Below are 17,393 nucleotides of genomic sequence, written 5' to 3'. Positions count from 1 at the left end.
CCGTAAAAAAAGTGTATTTGCGGTTATTTTACCCCTAGAACCACTTGCTTAAGTGCCTAATTTTTATTAACTTTGAGAGTTGATTTTTTCTGTTATTAATATATTACATGAGCGAAGAAAAAAAGAATCCTACAACGTATTCAGCTGATAATATCCAGGTATTAGAGGGGTTGGAAGCGGTACGTAAACGTCCATCCATGTATATTGGGGACACAGGCCCCAAGGGTTTACACCATTTAGTTTACGAGGTTGTTGATAACTCTATTGATGAGGCTGTTGCAGGTTACTGTAATGATATCCATGTAACTATCCATAAGGACAACTCAATTTCTGTAAGAGATAATGGTAGGGGTATTCCGACGGGTATAAATAAAAAGGAAAATAAATCCGCATTGGAGCTCGTCATGACGGTGTTGCACGCCGGTGGTAAGTTTGATAAGGACACGTACAAAGTATCCGGGGGACTACACGGTGTGGGGGTATCCTGTGTGAATGCTTTGTCTATATACCTGAAAGCAGAAGTACATCGTGAAGGAAAAGTATTCAACCAAGAGTATGAAAAAGGTAAACCGATGTACGATGTCAAAGAAGTAGGTACTTCAGATATTACAGGTACTATCGTGACATTCAGACCGGATCCAGAAATTTTTACACAGACCATTGTTTATAACTATGATACGTTGGCAAATCGCCTACGTGAGCTTGCCTTCTTGAATAAAGGTATTACGCTTACTTTGGTCGACGAGCGTGAAACGAATGAAGATGGTACAGAGAAGAAAAATGTATTTTTATCGGAGGGAGGTCTTCAGGAGTTTGTCAAGTTTTTGGATGGTACACGTTCCCCATTAATTCCTGATCCGATCTATCTAGAAGGTGTTAAACAAGGAATTCCTGTAGAGTTAGCATTTCAATACAATGATACCTATTCGGAAAACGTACACTCGTATGTCAACAATATCAATACGATAGAGGGTGGTACGCACGTTGCAGGATTTCGGAGGGGATTGACAAGAGTGCTGAAAAAATATGCAGATGAGTCGGGCTTGTTAAAGAATTCGAAAGTTGAGGTGACTGGAGATGACTTTAGAGAGGGATTGACAGCCGTTATTTCTGTAAAAGTTGCAGAGCCACAATTTGAAGGTCAGACTAAGACTAAATTGGGTAATACGGAGGTCATGGGTGCGGTAGATGTTGCGGTAGGGGAGATCTTAGGGGTATATTTGGAAGAGAATCCAAGAGAAGCTAAAGTTATCGTTCAGAAAGTAATTATAGCTGCCCAAGCGAGAGCTGCTGCACGTAAAGCACGTGAACTCGTGCAGCGTAAGACGGTGATGAGTGGGTCTGGGCTTCCAGGAAAACTGGCTGACTGTTCAAGTAATGACCCTGCTTTATGTGAGATTTTCTTTGTCGAGGGAGATTCTGCGGGTGGAACGGCTAAGCAAGGACGTGATCGTAATTATCAAGCTATCATGCCACTGAGGGGTAAGATCCTAAACGTAGAGAAGGCTATGGAGCATAAGATTTACGAGAGTGAAGAGATCAAGAATATGTTCACCGCTTTGGGCGTATCTGTGGGTACCGAAGAAGATCCAAAGGCATTGAATACGGCAAAGCTGCGCTATCATAAAATTATCATTATGACGGATGCGGATGTCGATGGTAGCCACATTGCTACTTTAATTTTGACGTTCTATTTCCGATATATGCGCCAATTGATCGAGAAAGGTTATATCTATATCGCTACTCCGCCGTTGTATTTGGTGAAGAAAGGGAAAGAGTCTGAATATGCATGGACCGAAGATCAACGATTGGCAGCGATACAGCGCTTGAAAGGTACTGGTAAAGAAGATTCTGTACATGTACAGCGTTATAAAGGACTTGGAGAGATGAACGCGGAACAGTTGTGGGAAACTACAATGAACCCTGAAAAACGTACGTTGCGCCAGGTAACAATAGAGAATGCCGCAGAATCTGATCGTGTGTTCTCTATGTTGATGGGAGATGAGGTTGCTCCTCGAAGAGAATTTATCGAGAGAAATGCAAAGTATGCCAAGATAGATACGTAGCAGAAACTCTATTCAGCAAGGATATGTTAAGCCAGATGGTACTAAACCATCTGGCTTTTTTTGTGACTTTTTTGACAAGAGTCTTGCTAGATTGCAAAATAAGATTTTTAAATTGATTTTATTTTATGTAAATTGGTGAAAACCAATTAATTGCTAATCTTATGAAGGGAGGTGTAATACTACTCTTATTGCTTCTATGCATTACTGCGCATTCTCAACGTTTCTATGGTGCTTCTCTACAAGGTATGGGAAATACGGGATTGGCTTTACCTTCTGTGTACGGCTTAACTGCCAATCCTGCTGTGGTGGCAAAGCTGGAAAGGCCACAGGTTGGTATAGGTTACCAACCTCATTTTTTAACACAGGATATACAGGCGCATGCTCTCGTAGCATCGCTACCTCTGCGTAAATACAATACCCTAGGATTAACTATCAATAACTATGGTTTGAAAGGTACCTCTTCTTTACTTACGGTAAGGGCTGTCTATGTTCGTGCATTTGGTGATTATTTTTCCACTTCGGTATCGACCAATTATCACCAATATCATGTCGAAGGCTACGGTGGAGATAATGCTGTTTCGATGGATTTAGGAGCTCATTTTACTTTTACTAAAGCAATGGCGATAGGGCTGTTGCTGCGTAATATTTCTTTTTCCCGTTTTGACGACACTATAGACCAGTCTATCGCTAGAGAGATCGGTATGGGATTGTTATATCATATATCTAAAGAGGTCTTGTTTACAGCGGATGCTTATTATACTGCATTGGGTGAGATAGATCCTCGGTTTGGGATTGCCTACTCCATAGATAAACTGGTCGTCCTAAGAGGAGGGGTCACCCTAGTGCCCATGCAATATTTTACGGGAGTTGGCATGACACTTGGAAAATTTTTATGTGATATATCTTCATCCTTTCATACACAATTAGGAGCTTCTCCTCAAGTATCCTTGGTTTATGGTTTTTAGAATATTGGCAATCATATTGGGGATAGGTGTATATCCCGCGCTTTCTTTTGGGCAAGAAGAAGAACGTGTCGATGAGCTCCTGTTGGAGCAGATTCAAGAAGAATTAGGAGAAGAGGTCGATATTAGTGAAATATCAGAAAAGTTGCATTATTATTTGAGAAAGCCGCTCAACCTGAATACCGCTAGTGAATCTGAATTAAGTGTACTTTTTTTTCTTTCTCCACAGCAGGTAGATAATTTGATCTTTCATCGTTCTAGGTCAGGGGATTTTGTCAGCGTGCTCGAACTTCAAGCGATCAAAGGGTTTGATGCTGAAACTATCCAGCGCCTACTTCCATTTGTTTATATTGCTCCCCCAACTTCTTTCAGAGGATTGAGTTTAAAAAAAATGATGGAAAAAGACGAACATATGCTAATGATGCGTTATGGACGTCAGCTACAGCTTGCTACTGGCTATCGAATACAGGAAGAGAGTAAGAGCAGATATCTCGGAGATGCTAATCAATATGCACTTCGCTATCGATGGAACTACGATAATCAAATACGCGTTGCATTGAATATGGAAAAGGATGCAGGGGAGCCATTTTTTAGAGAAAAGCAGCGTTATGGTTTTGATTTTTATTCAGGGCATCTCGAGGCGCGGAATTTAAGTAAGTATGTCAAGAAACTTGTGATTGGAGATTACGCCCTACAGTTTGGGCAGGGACTTGTTTCGTGGAATGGCTTGAGCTTCGGTAAAGGGGCCTGGATCGGCAGCGTCGCTCGACAGGGACAGGGACTCGTTCCGTATTCTTCGATGAACGAAAGCAACTTCCAGCGGGGTGTTTCGGCTGCTATAGAAAAGGGAGCGATGAGATGGATTCCGTTTGTGGCTTATAATAAGCTGTCCGGAAAGGTGGAAACAGAGGATGGCAGTCGCATTATTTCTACGATAAGCCAATCGGGATTGCATCGGACTGCTACCGAGCAGTCTTATCGAAAAGCAATAGGACAAGTCGTTTATGGAAGTAATTTGGCCTATCAATATCAGCGTTTGAAGCTCGGGATTACTTACATGGGGATGACCTATGATGGCGTGCGTATAAAAGGGAGCGATATGCGGCAGCTATTTGATTTCCAGGGTAATAGTTTGCATGTGGTTGGTGGACATTATAATTATTCCTTTAGAAATTATTATTTTTTTGGAGAAACAGCATACAGTTTTGGAGGTGGTTGGGCTACCAACAATGGATTGATTGCTAGTTTGCATTCCAAGCTTTCTCTTTTTGTTGATTATAGAAATTATCAACGTGACTACCATAGTTTCTATGGGCAGTCACTAAGCGAAGGCAGTCAGATCGCCAATGAGAAAGGCATATATGCTGGAATGGTATACCATCCGAGTAGAAAGATTGAATGGGTAAATTACTTTGATGTTTTTCATTTCCCGTGGTTGAGATATCGTATCGATGCTCCAAGTGCAGGTACAGATTTTCTGAGTCAATTTACTTATACCTGGTACAAAATCGGAAAATTAACATTCCGCTACCGACATCGCCTCCGACAAGAGAATCTTGCATTAGACACACGACATACAAATGTGTTGGCAGATGTCAATCGTGACCAATTTCGTGTTGATTTTCAATATAAACTAAGTGATAGTTGGCGGATTCGCTCACGCGTGGAAGTGATGCTTTTTGAGAAGGAAGGAGTCGATGGAACGAATGGTTTCTTATTTTACCAGGATGCTTTTTGGCAAATGAGAAAGCCTCGGCTCCAGTTCAATATACGTGCTGCTTACTTTGATACGGAGGGGTACGATACAAGGATCTACGCCTATGAAAATGATGTGCTGTATGCCTCCGGTTTTCCAATGTATTATGATAAAGGGATGCGGAGTTATCTGAATGTACGTTATAAAATTGTTAAGAATCTAGATCTCTGGGCTAGGTATGCGATGACATATTATTTTGATCGAAATGATATTGGTGCAGGCCTGGAATTGATTTCAGGTAAGGTAAAGTCGGATGTGAAAATACAGGTCAGATGGCAATGGTGAAAAATAATCTCCTCGGTTTAGAGTTTCCAAAGATTCCTATGCTTAAACCCTTTTTGGCTTTTGTGCTAGGTGTTTATATAGGATATTACCATAGAATGGATTCTTTTATGCATTGGTATTTAGTTGTATTTTCTTTTTTTGTATTACAGTGCCTGGGATTTTTTAAACGAAAGCAAACTTGGGGAAGGTTATTGTTTGTCTTTGCCTTTTACAGCACTTGGTGCTTACTGGGGATGTGGTTGACCTTACGGACAATGCCGTCTTATCAGCCGTCACATTTCTCGAATTTTGTGGGCAAGAGTCTTTTGGTCGTGGTGGACGATGAACCTCAATTGCGCGGTAAAATGCTGCGGTTTCCAGTAGTGGTGAAAGCAGTAGTAAGCGATACAGGCAAGACACGTACAGTCGGTAAACTGATGATGACCATAGGCATAGATTCTGTAGCAATGCCAAAAATCCAGTATGGTGATATGCTGCATGTAACAAATAATGTAAAGGAAGTAAAAAAGCCGTCTAATCCCAACGAATTTAATTATCGAAATTACCTGGCAACAAAAGATATTTGGCATCAATGCTTTTTAGCTTCTGACGAAGTCATCAAAATCGATGTAGGCAAAGGGAATGTTATTTTGGCGAATGCGCTTTCATTCCGGGAGCAAATGATGGAAAAATTTTCACTGTATATTGAAGACGATAGAGCATTACAGCTGGCGGTCGCATTGATTTTTGGTTATCGTTCGGAGATGGATGAGCAAATGGTTAAAGCATTTACCAATACAGGGACGGTTCACATACTGAGTGTTTCTGGTTTGCACGTAGCGATGGTGTTTGGAATTTTGACCTTGTTACTGAAATGGATGGGATATTTTCCATATGGGCGCCCCCTGCGCAGTGTGCTTATCGTCAGTGCAGTCTGGTTTTATGTTGTTCTCACTGGAATGAGTCCCCCCATACTTCGTGCAGGAATTATGATTACGTTCTTTATTGTTTCATTTACTGTCAGCCGACAGCAAGTAACGTTGAATACCCTGTTTGCGTCTGCACTTTTTATCTTGTTGTTATTTCCCAAGAGCTTATTTGATATTGGCTTTCAGCTGTCTTATCTTGCCGTATTGGGAATTCTTCTCTTGCAGCCCTTATTGAAAAAGCTCTATCTGCCCACCATCAGATGGTGGAGTTGGATTGTCGAGTATACGTATATCTCTATAGCAGCTCAATTGTTTACATTACCTGTTATTCTATACTATTTTGGACAATTCCCTACTTATTTTATTCCAGCCAATTTGTTTATAGCCTTGCCGAGTACCGGAATTATGTATTTGGGAACATTGCTGGCATTGTGTCCTTTGGAAATAATCAATACTTATGTAGGAGTCGTCTTAGAAGCATTGCTGCAATTTTCTGTATATGGGCTAGCGTATTTGGAAAGACTGCCTTATGCGGTGCTGGATGGGATTATATGGAGTCAAATTCAAGTTGTTCTGGCGTTCTTAATATTGATAGCAATGGTATGTGCGTGGAATTATAGGTATAAAAAGGCTCTTTTTATGGCGATGGCCTGTCTGTTGATGTTTTCGGTTTTTGGCAGTCTTCATTATGTTCAAAGGTCAACGTACAGCGGGTATCGCATTTATAATGTTCGTTCGCATTTGGCCATTGCACAAATAAAAAAAGGGAAGGCCGTGTTGTATACTACTTTTGATTCATTGAGTCATAGTGGTAGTCGTTTTTCTATACTGCCGGACTTATGTCGGTTTGTTCCGCTGGAACATATTCAATATAAGAAATTGGTAGCAGAGGAAAGGCAAAATCACATCTTGTCGTTAGGAGATAAAAGAATACTGATTCTGGAGACAGGACTACTTGATACCTTATCTGACGTGGATATGGTCATCTGGCGTAAAAATAATAAAAATATTATTGAAAGTGTTGTAGAAAAACTTGGTAGAGCCCCACTTTTTTTGTTCGATGGGAGTAATGCAGATAGAACGATTGCATCTATTTATTCGGATACGGATAGTCTTGATGTCCCGATGTATATACTCAAAAATAATTTTGCTTATGTTTGGGATGGAGAATAAGAAATGGTACAAAATAGTCTTTCTATATTAAAGCAGTATTGGGGATACGATGGTTTTCGTCCTTTACAGGAAGAGATCATTTCATCCGTCTTAAACGGAAGGGATACGCTGGCTTTGATGCCTACGGGGGGAGGCAAGTCGATTTGTTTCCAAATACCGGCGCTGATGCAAGAGGGAATTTGTGTAGTGATTAGTCCTTTGATTGCATTGATGAAAGATCAGGTAGAGCAACTGCGCGGTAGAGGGATTGAAGCTATAGCTATTTATTCTGGTATGGGGTACCGAGAAATTGATATAGCATTGGATAATTGCATATTCGGTAAAATCAAGTTTCTTTACCTGGCTCCTGAGCGATTGTATTCCGATCTGGTCAGGGAGCGGCTTCGTTACATGAAGGTCAATCTTTGGGCTATCGATGAGGCACACTGTATATCGCAATGGGGGTATGATTTTAGACCTTCTTATCTACAGATAGCTCAACTTCGAGAATTACATCCTAAAGTTCCTTTTTTAGCAGTGACAGCAACAGCAACGCCCAATGTTGTTGTCGATATCCAAGAGCAGTTGGGGTTTGTGAGTCCCCATGTTTTGAGCCGTAGCTTTGCGCGCGTCAATCTAGGATACATGGCATTGGAAGAGGAAAATAAGATGAACCGGATGTTGCGCATTGTCAAAAAGGTAGGTGGCACAGGTGTTGTATATGTTCGTAATCGAAGAGAAACACAGGAAGTGGCTCGGTTCCTGCTGAATCATGGTGTCCCCGCTGATTATTACCACGCGGGGTTGGGAATGAAGGAGCGTTCGGCAAAACAGGATGCTTGGAGTTCGAATAAGATGCGGGTTATCGTAGCAACTAATGCATTTGGTATGGGAATCGATAAGTCCGATGTGCGTTTTGTCATTCATTTGGATATTCCCGATTCGTTGGAAGCTTATTACCAAGAGGCAGGACGTGCAGGGCGTGATGAAAAGAAGGCATTCCCTGTTCTTTTGTACCAACAGGCGGACCGAGACCGTCTGTGGACAAATTTGGAGAGCAGCTTTCCTGAAGTTAGTTTTATCCAACAGGTATATCACTATCTGGCAAATTATTATCAGATCGCTTATGGATCTGGTCAAGGTTTGTTTTTTGATTTTGATATTGTCGAGTTTAGTAAGAAATATACACTAGATCTGCTGCAGACCCTCAGTGCGTTAAAGTTCTTGGAGCGTGATGGATGGCTCGCATTATCAGAGGCAGTCTATATACCTTCCCGACTAAAATTTGAAATAGATTTTCAGGAACTGTATAAATTCCAGGTACAGTCGGCTAAATATGATCCTATAATCAAAGCGGTGTTGCGTACCTATGGAGGTGTCTTTGATTTTTATGTGCCCATCAACGAGTACGAGTTTGCGAAAAAGCTGAAACTGCCCTATGAAGTGATCGTAGAACTGTTGCAGGGCCTGGAAAAACAACAGATCGCATCCTATTTAAAAAGTACGGACAAACCCCAACTTCAGTTTTTGCAAAGTCGTGTTGATTACAAAAACTTGTATATCGATACTGATTTTTTGAGAGAACGTCGGCAGATAAAGGAGCGTCAGGTCAAAGCAGTGTATGCCTATCTAGATGAGGGAATGTGCAGAAGCCAGGCTTTGCTTTCTTATTTTGGCGAGCTTGAATCTGCGGTGTGCGGTGTATGTGATCTCTGTTTGAGCCGGAATTTTAAAGAAGAACAGGAGCTGAAGATCGAGCAAGAAGTCAGGGTGCTGTTGCTTGAAAAAGCATTAGCACTCCATGAACTCATTGACGCTATCCCGGTGTCGGATGAGAATAAGCGAATTCAAGTATTGCGTAGATTAGTGGATTTGGAAAAGGTTGAGCTGCGCGATTCGCTTTATTATTGGATCGCACATTAAGTGTTGTTCTGGAGCGAAAGGTCTCAAAAAGAAAGTGTTAAAGGTTTTCTGTTGTCAAAAAAAAGTGATAGCTTTAACTGTAACCAAATAAACAGTTTATGGAGAACCTTATCATTTACCTGCCCGCTGCCCTTGCTGTGCTCGGTCTATTATTTATGTTATCCAAATCAAGTTGGGTAAAAAAACAAGATTCGGGTGAAAGCCGGATGCAAGCCATTTCAAGGAGTATTCAAGAAGGGGCAATGGCCTTCCTGAAAGCAGAGTATCGTATTCTATTAGTTTTCGTCGTTATTGCTTCCATCGCATTATTTTTTGTTTCGACCTTGGTAGAGACTACGCATTGGATTATTGTCATTGCGTTTGTATTCGGCGCTTTCTTTTCTGCATTGGCCGGAAATATCGGTATGCGTATCGCTACTAGTGCCAATGTACGTACAACACAGGCCGCTCGTACCAGTTTGCCTCAGGCATTGAAAGTTTCCTTTTCAGGTGGTACGGTCATGGGATTGGGAGTGGCCGGATTGGCCGTTCTGGGACTGAATATCTTTTTTCTGCTATTCGTAAAAATGTTTATCTCAGGTGAGAACAGCTTCTATAGTGAAATGACGGTGGTGTTGGAAGCATTGGCAGGATTCTCTCTAGGAGCAGAATCGATTGCTTTATTTGCACGTGTAGGGGGCGGTATCTATACGAAGGCCGCGGATGTTGGCGCAGACTTAGTAGGTAAGGTAGAGGCGGGAATTCCTGAAGATGATCCTAGAAACCCTGCAACTATCGCTGACAATGTGGGCGATAATGTGGGCGATGTAGCGGGAATGGGAGCCGATCTCTTTGGCTCTTATGTGGCGACGGTGTTGGCTTCTATGGTATTGGGTAATTATGTTATCAAAGATATGAGTGAAGCATCCGGTACGGTATATACAGATGCATTTCAAGGTATGGGACCAATCTTACTGCCAATTGTAATTGCTGGAGTCGGTATATTGGCTTCAATCATCGGCACCTTCTTTGTCAAAGTATCGAGCAATGATGCTAAAGAAGCCCAAGTGCAGAAGGCGCTAAATATGGGCAACTGGGTATCTATCATTTTGACGGTCGTAGCTTGTTTTTTTCTGATTCAATACATGTTGCCTGAGGTTATAAAAATGAAGTTCTTTGGCGAAGGATTGAAAGATATACCACGGATGAATATTTTCTATGCAACGCTAGTGGGATTGGCCGTTGGTGGATTAATTTCTGCTTTTACGGAGTACTATACTGGATTGGGGAAAAAACCTGTCCTTAATATTGTACGGAATTCCTCAACGGGAGCCGGAACTAATATTATAGCTGGATTGGCTACCGGAATGATATCGACCTTTTCATCAGTCTTATTATTTGCTTTTGCGATTTGGGGATCTTATGCTTTGGCTGGATTCTACGGAGTCGCTATTGCGGCATCGGCTATGATGGCGACCACAGCTATGCAGTTGGCCATAGATGCTTTCGGTCCTATTGCTGATAATGCAGGAGGAATTGCTGAGATGAGTGAATTGCCAAAAGAGGTTCGGCAGCGTACGGATGTATTGGATTCGGTTGGTAATACAACTGCTGCAGTAGGAAAGGGGTTTGCCATCGCTTCTGCTGCCTTGACTGCTCTTGCTTTATTTGCGGCTTATGTCACGTTTACAGGGATAGATGGTATCAATATTTTTAAAGCAGATGTACTCGCCGCTCTTTTTATCGGTGGTATGGTACCTGTAGTGTTTTCGGCCTTAGCGATGCAATCTGTTGGCAAGGCGGCTATGGATATGGTCAATGAGGTACGCCGGCAGTTTCGTGAAATACCAGGAATATTGGAAGGCACAGGCAAACCCGAGTATGATAAGTGTGTGGAAATATCGACCAAAGCAGCGCTACGCGAAATGATGCTCCCCGGAGCTTTAACGATAATCACTCCGATTCTAGTTGGCTTTATTATGGGACCTGAGGCTTTGGGGGCATATATGGCAGGAGTTGCTGTGTCGGGAGTACTGTGGGCTATATTTCAGAATAATGCCGGAGGTGCATGGGATAACGCGAAGAAGTCGTTTGAGGCAGGGGTAGAAATAAATGGAGAGATGACGTACAAGGGGTCGGAAGCGCACAAAGCTGCGGTTACGGGAGATACAGTAGGAGATCCTTTTAAAGATACATCTGGGCCTTCTATGAATATCCTGATCAAACTTACTTGTTTAGTAGGCTTGGTAATAGCTCCGATTCTCGGAGAACATAGCCTGACATCAGCGAAGAAGGGTAAGGAAGTTCCTAAGGAAAAGATTGTCTTGTTATATACAAAAAATACGTAGTAGCACGAGTCTGCTAAAAAAAGGGGCGCTCAACAAACAGTTGGCGCCCCTTTTTTAGTCTATTATAAGGTGTGTTAATGTACAATGACGAGTTGTTTATTTGCTGATCGTGCATTGACTGTCGGATCATACATACACTCGACACTGCTTATTCCGGAGTTAAATATTCCGATATTATTTGCTTTGATTTCGTATTCGAGCTCTCTTTTTCCTTTTCCTAGATGGTCAAAGAAATAGTTGGTCGAAGCATCTTTCATGTTGAGATAATACCCCTGCCACCAACGGTATCCCGAAGGTTGATAGACAGGTTCCACGCCTGCTGCACGACTATCTTTCAGATGTACATACTGCAGTGGGGCATCATTTATAACAATGATCTTGACCTTGATACGCTCGCCTAGTTTAGCCTCTGTCGTTTCTACCCAGGTTCCGTTGCGCTCTACTAAGTATTGCTTTTGAATGGAGAGGGCATTGGTATTACGCTTCACTTCGGAAAGCGGCACAAAATACTGATGATAGATGCCTCCGTATATCGTTCTATTGTTGTTATTTTGAATAGTTAGCTGTTTGTCTTTTTCTAATGTAGACCGGTCAAAATCTAGGGCTACCTGACCTAATACAATATCTTTAGTATCGGCCTGTTGGCGGTCTACGAGTATACTTACCTTATTATCCAAGCTAAAGTCGTCCGGGTTATTAGCGAGTAGAAGTGCATATATGGCATCTACGGTCATCCAGGTATTGTTCCAATGGTTTACTTGTTTTTTGTAGTATAACCATTGGGTTATGGCCTGAAGCTGAGAAGGATCATTTAGCTTATAAGCTTCAACAAGGTAAGACTGCATACTGACGGCGTTGTAAGCACGGTCATTGCTCGGCCAGTACATACCGCCGTCTTTATCACGGACGACCTCTTGACTAATTCTGTTCTTTAATTCATTGGACTGTTTCGCATTACCATATAATTGGTTGACTACCCATGCTTTGGCCGCTAAACCTGCTGGTCCTTTGGCGGTCACCTCAGGCGCTTTTACCAGCTTATTGGTGAGCTGTTGAATGCTGTTGCCCTGAGGCTTGAAGTAACTCGTCCAATAATGGCGAGCATAGAGGTAATTCAGAGCGAGTTCTACAGATGCCTTGGGGCTAAAGATACTACTGTCTTGGTCTAAGTATTGAGTGAGACCTTCCATTGCATTTCGCATGTCTGAATCCACTAGACTTTGGTCGAGATGGAGCACTTTGCCCACGATTTCGAGCATGCGTATAGAGATATGATTATCTGCTTTTCCTCCTTGAAGCCAACTGAATCCTCCTCCATCAATTTGGTTCTGGAGTATCTTCTTTTCGACCGCTTTGATGTCTCCGCGGATATCGCTATTGAAAAGGGTTGCGATAGCAGCTAATTTTTCTTTTTCACTTTTAATGGCTCGTAACCATGGCATTTCCTCTTGTTTCAGTTCACTCAGACTGCTGTTTTCTTCGAGTTCGCTTTTGTTTTGATCTTGGTCCAGTGTTTTGAAGTAAGCGGCAATTTCTGGATAGTTCTTCTCCACATATTGTACCATTTTCAGACCAAACCATTTACTGCCACTTTGTTCTGTGGACTCGTAAGGATAGTTTTTCAGATAGTCTAGTGTTGCGATAATTTCCAGAATAGGGTTGCTTTGTACCTGTACCTTAACATGTAGATTGTCTTTTCCGCTACTCTGTAAGCTGTAGTCCTTGGATTCTCTGGACTTCAAAATTATTTTTTCTGTATCCGAAATCAATACCTTATTGGAGAGGATCGGTAACTCTACTATTTCACCATCAGAAAAAGAATCGGTAGCAGCGACGATTTTAATCTGTACTGTCGGTATATGTGCCGGTACTTTAAGTTTCCATTCGACAATACTATTGTTTGTGGCAGAAACTTCAAAAGCTAGGGTGCTATCTCCATTCAAAAACAGATTGGTAATGTTTGTATTGTCTTCTGGGTTAAATATTTCAATCCTTGCATTGCCCTTCAATCCTTGTTTGCTTATGTTTTGTACCTGTGCTTTCAACATGATTTCATCACCTTCCCTTAAGTATCGAGGTAGATTAGGACGTACCATCAACTGCTTTTGGGTTCGGGTGATGAACGTTGCATTGCCGGATGCAAGGTCTTTGCGGTGTGCAAAAAGAAGCAATTTCCATTTCGATAGTGCTTCTGGAGTATCGAACTCGAAGTCGATATTGCCCTCGGCATCGGTGTACAGGGTAGGAAAGAAGAAGGCTGTCTCCTGTAAGTTGGTACGTGTCTGTGCTTGATCCAACTGATCTTGTTTCTTTTTACCTTCTTTAGTGGTAATAACAATTACTCCATGTGCACCTTTGGAACCATATAGCGCGGTCGCAGCAGCATCTTTGAGTACTTCTAGTTTTTCGATTTGGTCCGCGGGAACGTTGTCAAGGACAAAGCCATCCATGATTTCTCCATCAACAACGTATAGCGGAGTTGATGGTCCTGTACTGGATGCTCCTCGGATACTCAGGTTTTCTACTGCGCTGATTCCTGCTACTGATCCTGTTAGTGCCATTTTCTGCCGCGGTGCGGTAGAAACGACAACTTCATCCAACGTGTTGAAAGAGTCAAAAATTCCTTGATGATCTATGAGTCCCCCCGTGAATAGGCCGTAAGTATAAATGGTAGATAATCCATTTCCTAAAGTCGGTAGCCTATTGTTTTTATGGAATATTGACTTGGAATAATCGTCTTTATAGAACCCGTTAAGAAGATGGTAATATTGGATGTTACCAAAATAAGGGGTATACTGAGGTAACGATGATGGGAAGTTATTGCTTGCAAATGCATCCAAAGCGCTGTCATACATTGTAGCCAATACTTCTGCTTCGGATACCGGTAGATCTTTCTGCGCGATACTGAAACTCCACTTTTCCTTTTGACCAGGGGTGATTTTGTCTCTAAATGTTTTAGCAGTAATCTGTAAGAGTTTATCCTGTCTGACCACCGGTATAGCTGTCGATGTGATTGCCAATTTATTGTTAGCAACCAATAAGGCTGTAAAGGAGATGTTGGGTGATACCTGCTCTTTTTCTAGAGTGAAGGTGTATGTAACCTGTCCATTTTTTATATTCAGTAACTGGGTTGGTCTTTTTGCTGTCCCGAGGGAACTGAATAAATACAGGTATTTGGCACTTTTTTCGTCTGTTTGATAGGTGATGGTGACCTTATCTCCAATGCTATAGTTTGCCTTGTCGGTATTGGCAGTCAAGAACTCGGTATTGCTTACTTTTTTAGTGATAGCGTCATACAGTTGCATGTAACTGGTCGCTTTTATGGTGTCGCCATCTTGTATGCTGATGGCTTCGATCATATAACGCCCTTTGGCAAATAGATTAGAATCTATCTGGACCAGACCTGTGTCGCGTGTGTCGAATTCGTAGGACGCGAGTAGCTCCTTTTGTGCTTCTTTGTGTAATAAGCTTCGATCAAATAGGACTGGAAAATACCTTTCGTACTCTTCAGGACTCAGTAAATGGTATTCGAGGTTGCTGAAGATCTGGCTACTTTCTCTGGTCATGACTGTCGTTGGCTGACTCAACTGGTATATATTGACTTTGCCGGCAAATAAAAGTGGTTGGCGATTTTGATTGGAAGTCTTAATGGTTAGATTTTTCCATTTTTTCTCCTCCATTCGACCAACAGTCTCAATTTGAATCTGCCACGGACGGGTAGAGAAACTGTACTGACCTGCTGTTGCTTGCATCTCACCGCTTTGACTGGTTATCTCGGCATTGTATTGTAGGGAGAAGTTATTCAAACCTTTAAACGTAGAATCCATCAGAGCGACTTTAAAGGAAAATTTCCCCTCAGCATCAGTGGTTGTTGTAGAGTCAGCATAAGTAACATATTGACGGTGCTTTTTGCTGTAAAATGTGATATTGTATTTCACGGTTGCGTCCGGCAATGCTGCTCCAGACAGCATTTCTACAGCACCTGTAAATACCGCTGTGTCTCGGAGTGTGTACGTCTCTTTGTTCGTATCAAATGTTACTTTGAAAGTCGGTCTTTTGTACTCTTCGACCTGAAAGTAATGGGAACCCTGCTCTCTACCCTTGTGTAGAGCTACGATCCTAAATGATCCTGCCAATGTTTTGTTCGGTAAAATAAAGCTCCCATCTATCGAACCGTAAGCATTGCTGGTCACGGTCAAAGAATCTATTTTTTGATGGTTGGCATCGTGAAGATAAATTTTCAACTCTTCTTTTTCCATCACTTTTCCCAATAGTGTATGACTATTGTACAATATACTTTTAAAGTAAACCCGTTGCCCCGGTCGGTAGATGGCACGATCTGTCAGGGTCTGTATAGAGATTTGGTTCCTTTCGTCCGGTTGTGGTTTATTGTAAATATGCCGGCCTATTGTTTTTAGCTTATTGAGGTCAATCAGTTGATTTTCCTGTGGGAGATAAAGTAAGTAAGAATCAAATGCTCTTCTCTGGTTGGAGGTATACGAAAATTCACCCTTTTTATCCGTGCGTAGTCCTTGGACCAAAGCTAACCTGTTGTTGTGGTTCAGTTCATACAGTTGTATTTTTTTATCGGTATAAGGCTTGCCTGAGATCCTGTCTAGCAGTAATCCCCTAAACAAGGTGCTGTTATCATCGTCTTGATCTTGACTGGCCGAAATAAAAAGATCAGAAATAATAATTTGCTGATCTACGACCTCGAGGTACAGCCCATCATCCTTGAATTCCTTATTGTTGGACACCAGAATCGTATAATTGCCAAATGGCAGTGGATTTAATTTGTAAAGCGTACTGTGGTTTTGATAATCTGCAAAGGACTTCAATGCCAGCAACTCCTCATAGACAAGTTTGGCGTCTAAGCTCGTCTGATGGGTCAATGAATCATATTTAATATCGAAGGACCGATATGATTTGAGCGTATTGCTGGTGTTGTAGACCCGGATATATAGACTATCGGTATTTGTAGTGCTGATTCTAATGGGGGTATATTGATTGGCAGGAGCGAATGATTTGGCCGTCAGTTGGATATTAACCTGTTTGATTACTTTTAGAAGGTTGTTTGATTCATCGATCCAAGGCGATTTGGGATATTCTTTTAACGCTTGGTTGATGTATTTTAACGCTTCCTTTTTGTCGCCACGACTATTATAGATTCCGGCAACTTGAGCTAGCAGGTACGCATTATAATCGCTTTTGTTTCTTGCAATGATGTCCAGGTAGTTGGTTGCCATTTCAAGAGCAGAAAGGTAGGAGTTATCCTGTCTCAATGAAAGCAGATAAGACGTTGCATTCGTGTAACCTTTGCTTTCATTGATTGCAATAATCTCTTCTTTTAGCTGATTTACTTTATCGCCATTACCCCGTTCGTAGCTCGCGATAAAATCGATGTATTGGTATGCTAAGAAATGATATAAGGTAGGAGATAAAGATACGTTTTGGGTGGAAACAAACAGGTCTGCCCATTTTTCCAAAGGAGCTTGGAGCAAGGCTCCTTTTGGTTCCAGGGAAAGGTGGAACAGGGAATCGATGTGCTTTATTTTTTGTTTGTTGTCACTTGCGATAAACTTATTGTCTGTGTCGCTCAGATATAGGTTTATATTCGAAGCAAGGAATAGCGCATAAAAGTTATTCAGAACTGCTCTTTCTATAGGAGATGCCTGTTTGATATGTTGTTGGAAGTGTTTCTCGACCTCGACAAATAAGCTGTCATTGGTGCGGTTGACTTTCTTTGTCTGGCCTTCGGCAACAATGGCGCGTATCCATTCCGCGGAATTACCGCTGCGACGGGCTTCAGCTTTAATGTCTGCTAGGAGAGGTAGGATTTGCTCATAATTCCTGATGGAGATAAGTCGTTCTATTTCTTTCCATTTAGGGGATGGAGTAGAGGTGGTCTGCGCTACTCCCATAAAAGGCAATAGGCAGATTATTAATAGCGGAAAGTACGTTTTGATCAGTCGCTTCATATATAATGTGATTGTATTTACTAAAAAATGACTACG

General features: G+C 41.8%; 7 protein-coding genes. 6 read left to right on the top strand and 1 reads right to left on the bottom strand.

Annotation, left to right across the window (positions count from 1 at the left end; genetic code table 11):
* Positions 1-107 precede the first annotated feature (107 nt).
* The 6 genes from gyrB to M472_RS38835 all read left to right on the top strand — a co-directional run bounded on the left by gyrB (position 108) and on the right by M472_RS38835 (position 11,379).
* Positions 108-2,066: a DNA topoisomerase (ATP-hydrolyzing) subunit B gene (gene gyrB, locus M472_RS38860; protein ID WP_021071400.1), complete on the top strand. Its 1,959-nt coding sequence runs from the start codon at positions 108-110 to the stop codon at positions 2,064-2,066.
* A 161-nt stretch (positions 2,067-2,227) separates the two neighbouring features.
* Positions 2,228-3,031, top strand: coding sequence for a hypothetical protein (locus M472_RS38855; protein WP_021071399.1), 804 nt, complete (start codon positions 2,228-2,230; stop codon positions 3,029-3,031).
* Positions 3,021-5,069, top strand: a complete 2,049-nt coding sequence (locus tag M472_RS38850) for a helix-hairpin-helix domain-containing protein (RefSeq protein WP_021071398.1) — start codon at positions 3,021-3,023, stop codon at positions 5,067-5,069. The genes M472_RS38855 and M472_RS38850 overlap by 11 nt, the downstream gene beginning before the upstream one ends.
* Before the next feature lie 107 nt (positions 5,070-5,176).
* On the top strand, positions 5,177-7,150 hold the full coding sequence (locus M472_RS38845) for a ComEC/Rec2 family competence protein (protein WP_158499926.1): 1,974 nt from the start codon (positions 5,177-5,179) through the stop codon (positions 7,148-7,150).
* A gap of 3 nt (positions 7,151-7,153) precedes the next feature.
* A complete protein-coding gene (locus M472_RS38840; protein WP_021071396.1) occupies positions 7,154-9,052 on the top strand; it encodes a RecQ family ATP-dependent DNA helicase in 1,899 nt (632 codons plus the stop codon).
* A gap of 98 nt (positions 9,053-9,150) precedes the next feature.
* Complete coding sequence (locus tag M472_RS38835) at positions 9,151-11,379, top strand: sodium-translocating pyrophosphatase (protein ID WP_021071395.1); 2,229 nt, start codon at positions 9,151-9,153, stop codon at positions 11,377-11,379.
* Between the two features lie 74 nt (positions 11,380-11,453).
* Here M472_RS38835 and M472_RS38830 read toward each other — a convergent pair whose 3' ends face one another.
* On the bottom strand, positions 11,454-17,357 hold the full coding sequence (locus M472_RS38830) for an alpha-2-macroglobulin family protein (protein ID WP_021071394.1): 5,904 nt from the start codon (positions 17,355-17,357) through the stop codon (positions 11,454-11,456).
* Positions 17,358-17,393 lie beyond the last annotated feature (36 nt).

Origin of the sequence: Sphingobacterium paucimobilis HER1398, assembly GCF_000416985.1 — a bacterium.
In the GTDB taxonomy this organism is placed as follows: domain Bacteria; phylum Bacteroidota; class Bacteroidia; order Sphingobacteriales; family Sphingobacteriaceae; genus Sphingobacterium; species Sphingobacterium paucimobilis.
Note: the sequence above shows the minus strand (reverse complement) of the source record. Positions and strands in the feature narration are given on the sequence as shown.

Bases quoted from the DNA above. Each gene is read 5' to 3' on its own strand.
- gyrB (WP_021071400.1), top strand. From the start codon at position 108: ATGAGCGAAGAAAAAAAGAATCCTACAACGTATTCAGCTGATAATATC.
- M472_RS38855 (WP_021071399.1), top strand. From the start codon at position 2,228: ATGAAGGGAGGTGTAATACTACTCTTATTGCTTCTATGCATTACTGCG.
- M472_RS38850 (WP_021071398.1), top strand. From the start codon at position 3,021: ATGGTTTTTAGAATATTGGCAATCATATTGGGGATAGGTGTATATCCC.
- M472_RS38845 (WP_158499926.1), top strand. From the start codon at position 5,177: ATGCATTGGTATTTAGTTGTATTTTCTTTTTTTGTATTACAGTGCCTG.
- M472_RS38840 (WP_021071396.1), top strand. From the start codon at position 7,154: ATGGTACAAAATAGTCTTTCTATATTAAAGCAGTATTGGGGATACGAT.
- M472_RS38835 (WP_021071395.1), top strand. From the start codon at position 9,151: ATGGAGAACCTTATCATTTACCTGCCCGCTGCCCTTGCTGTGCTCGGT.
- M472_RS38830 (WP_021071394.1), bottom strand. From the start codon at position 17,357: ATGAAGCGACTGATCAAAACGTACTTTCCGCTATTAATAATCTGCCTA.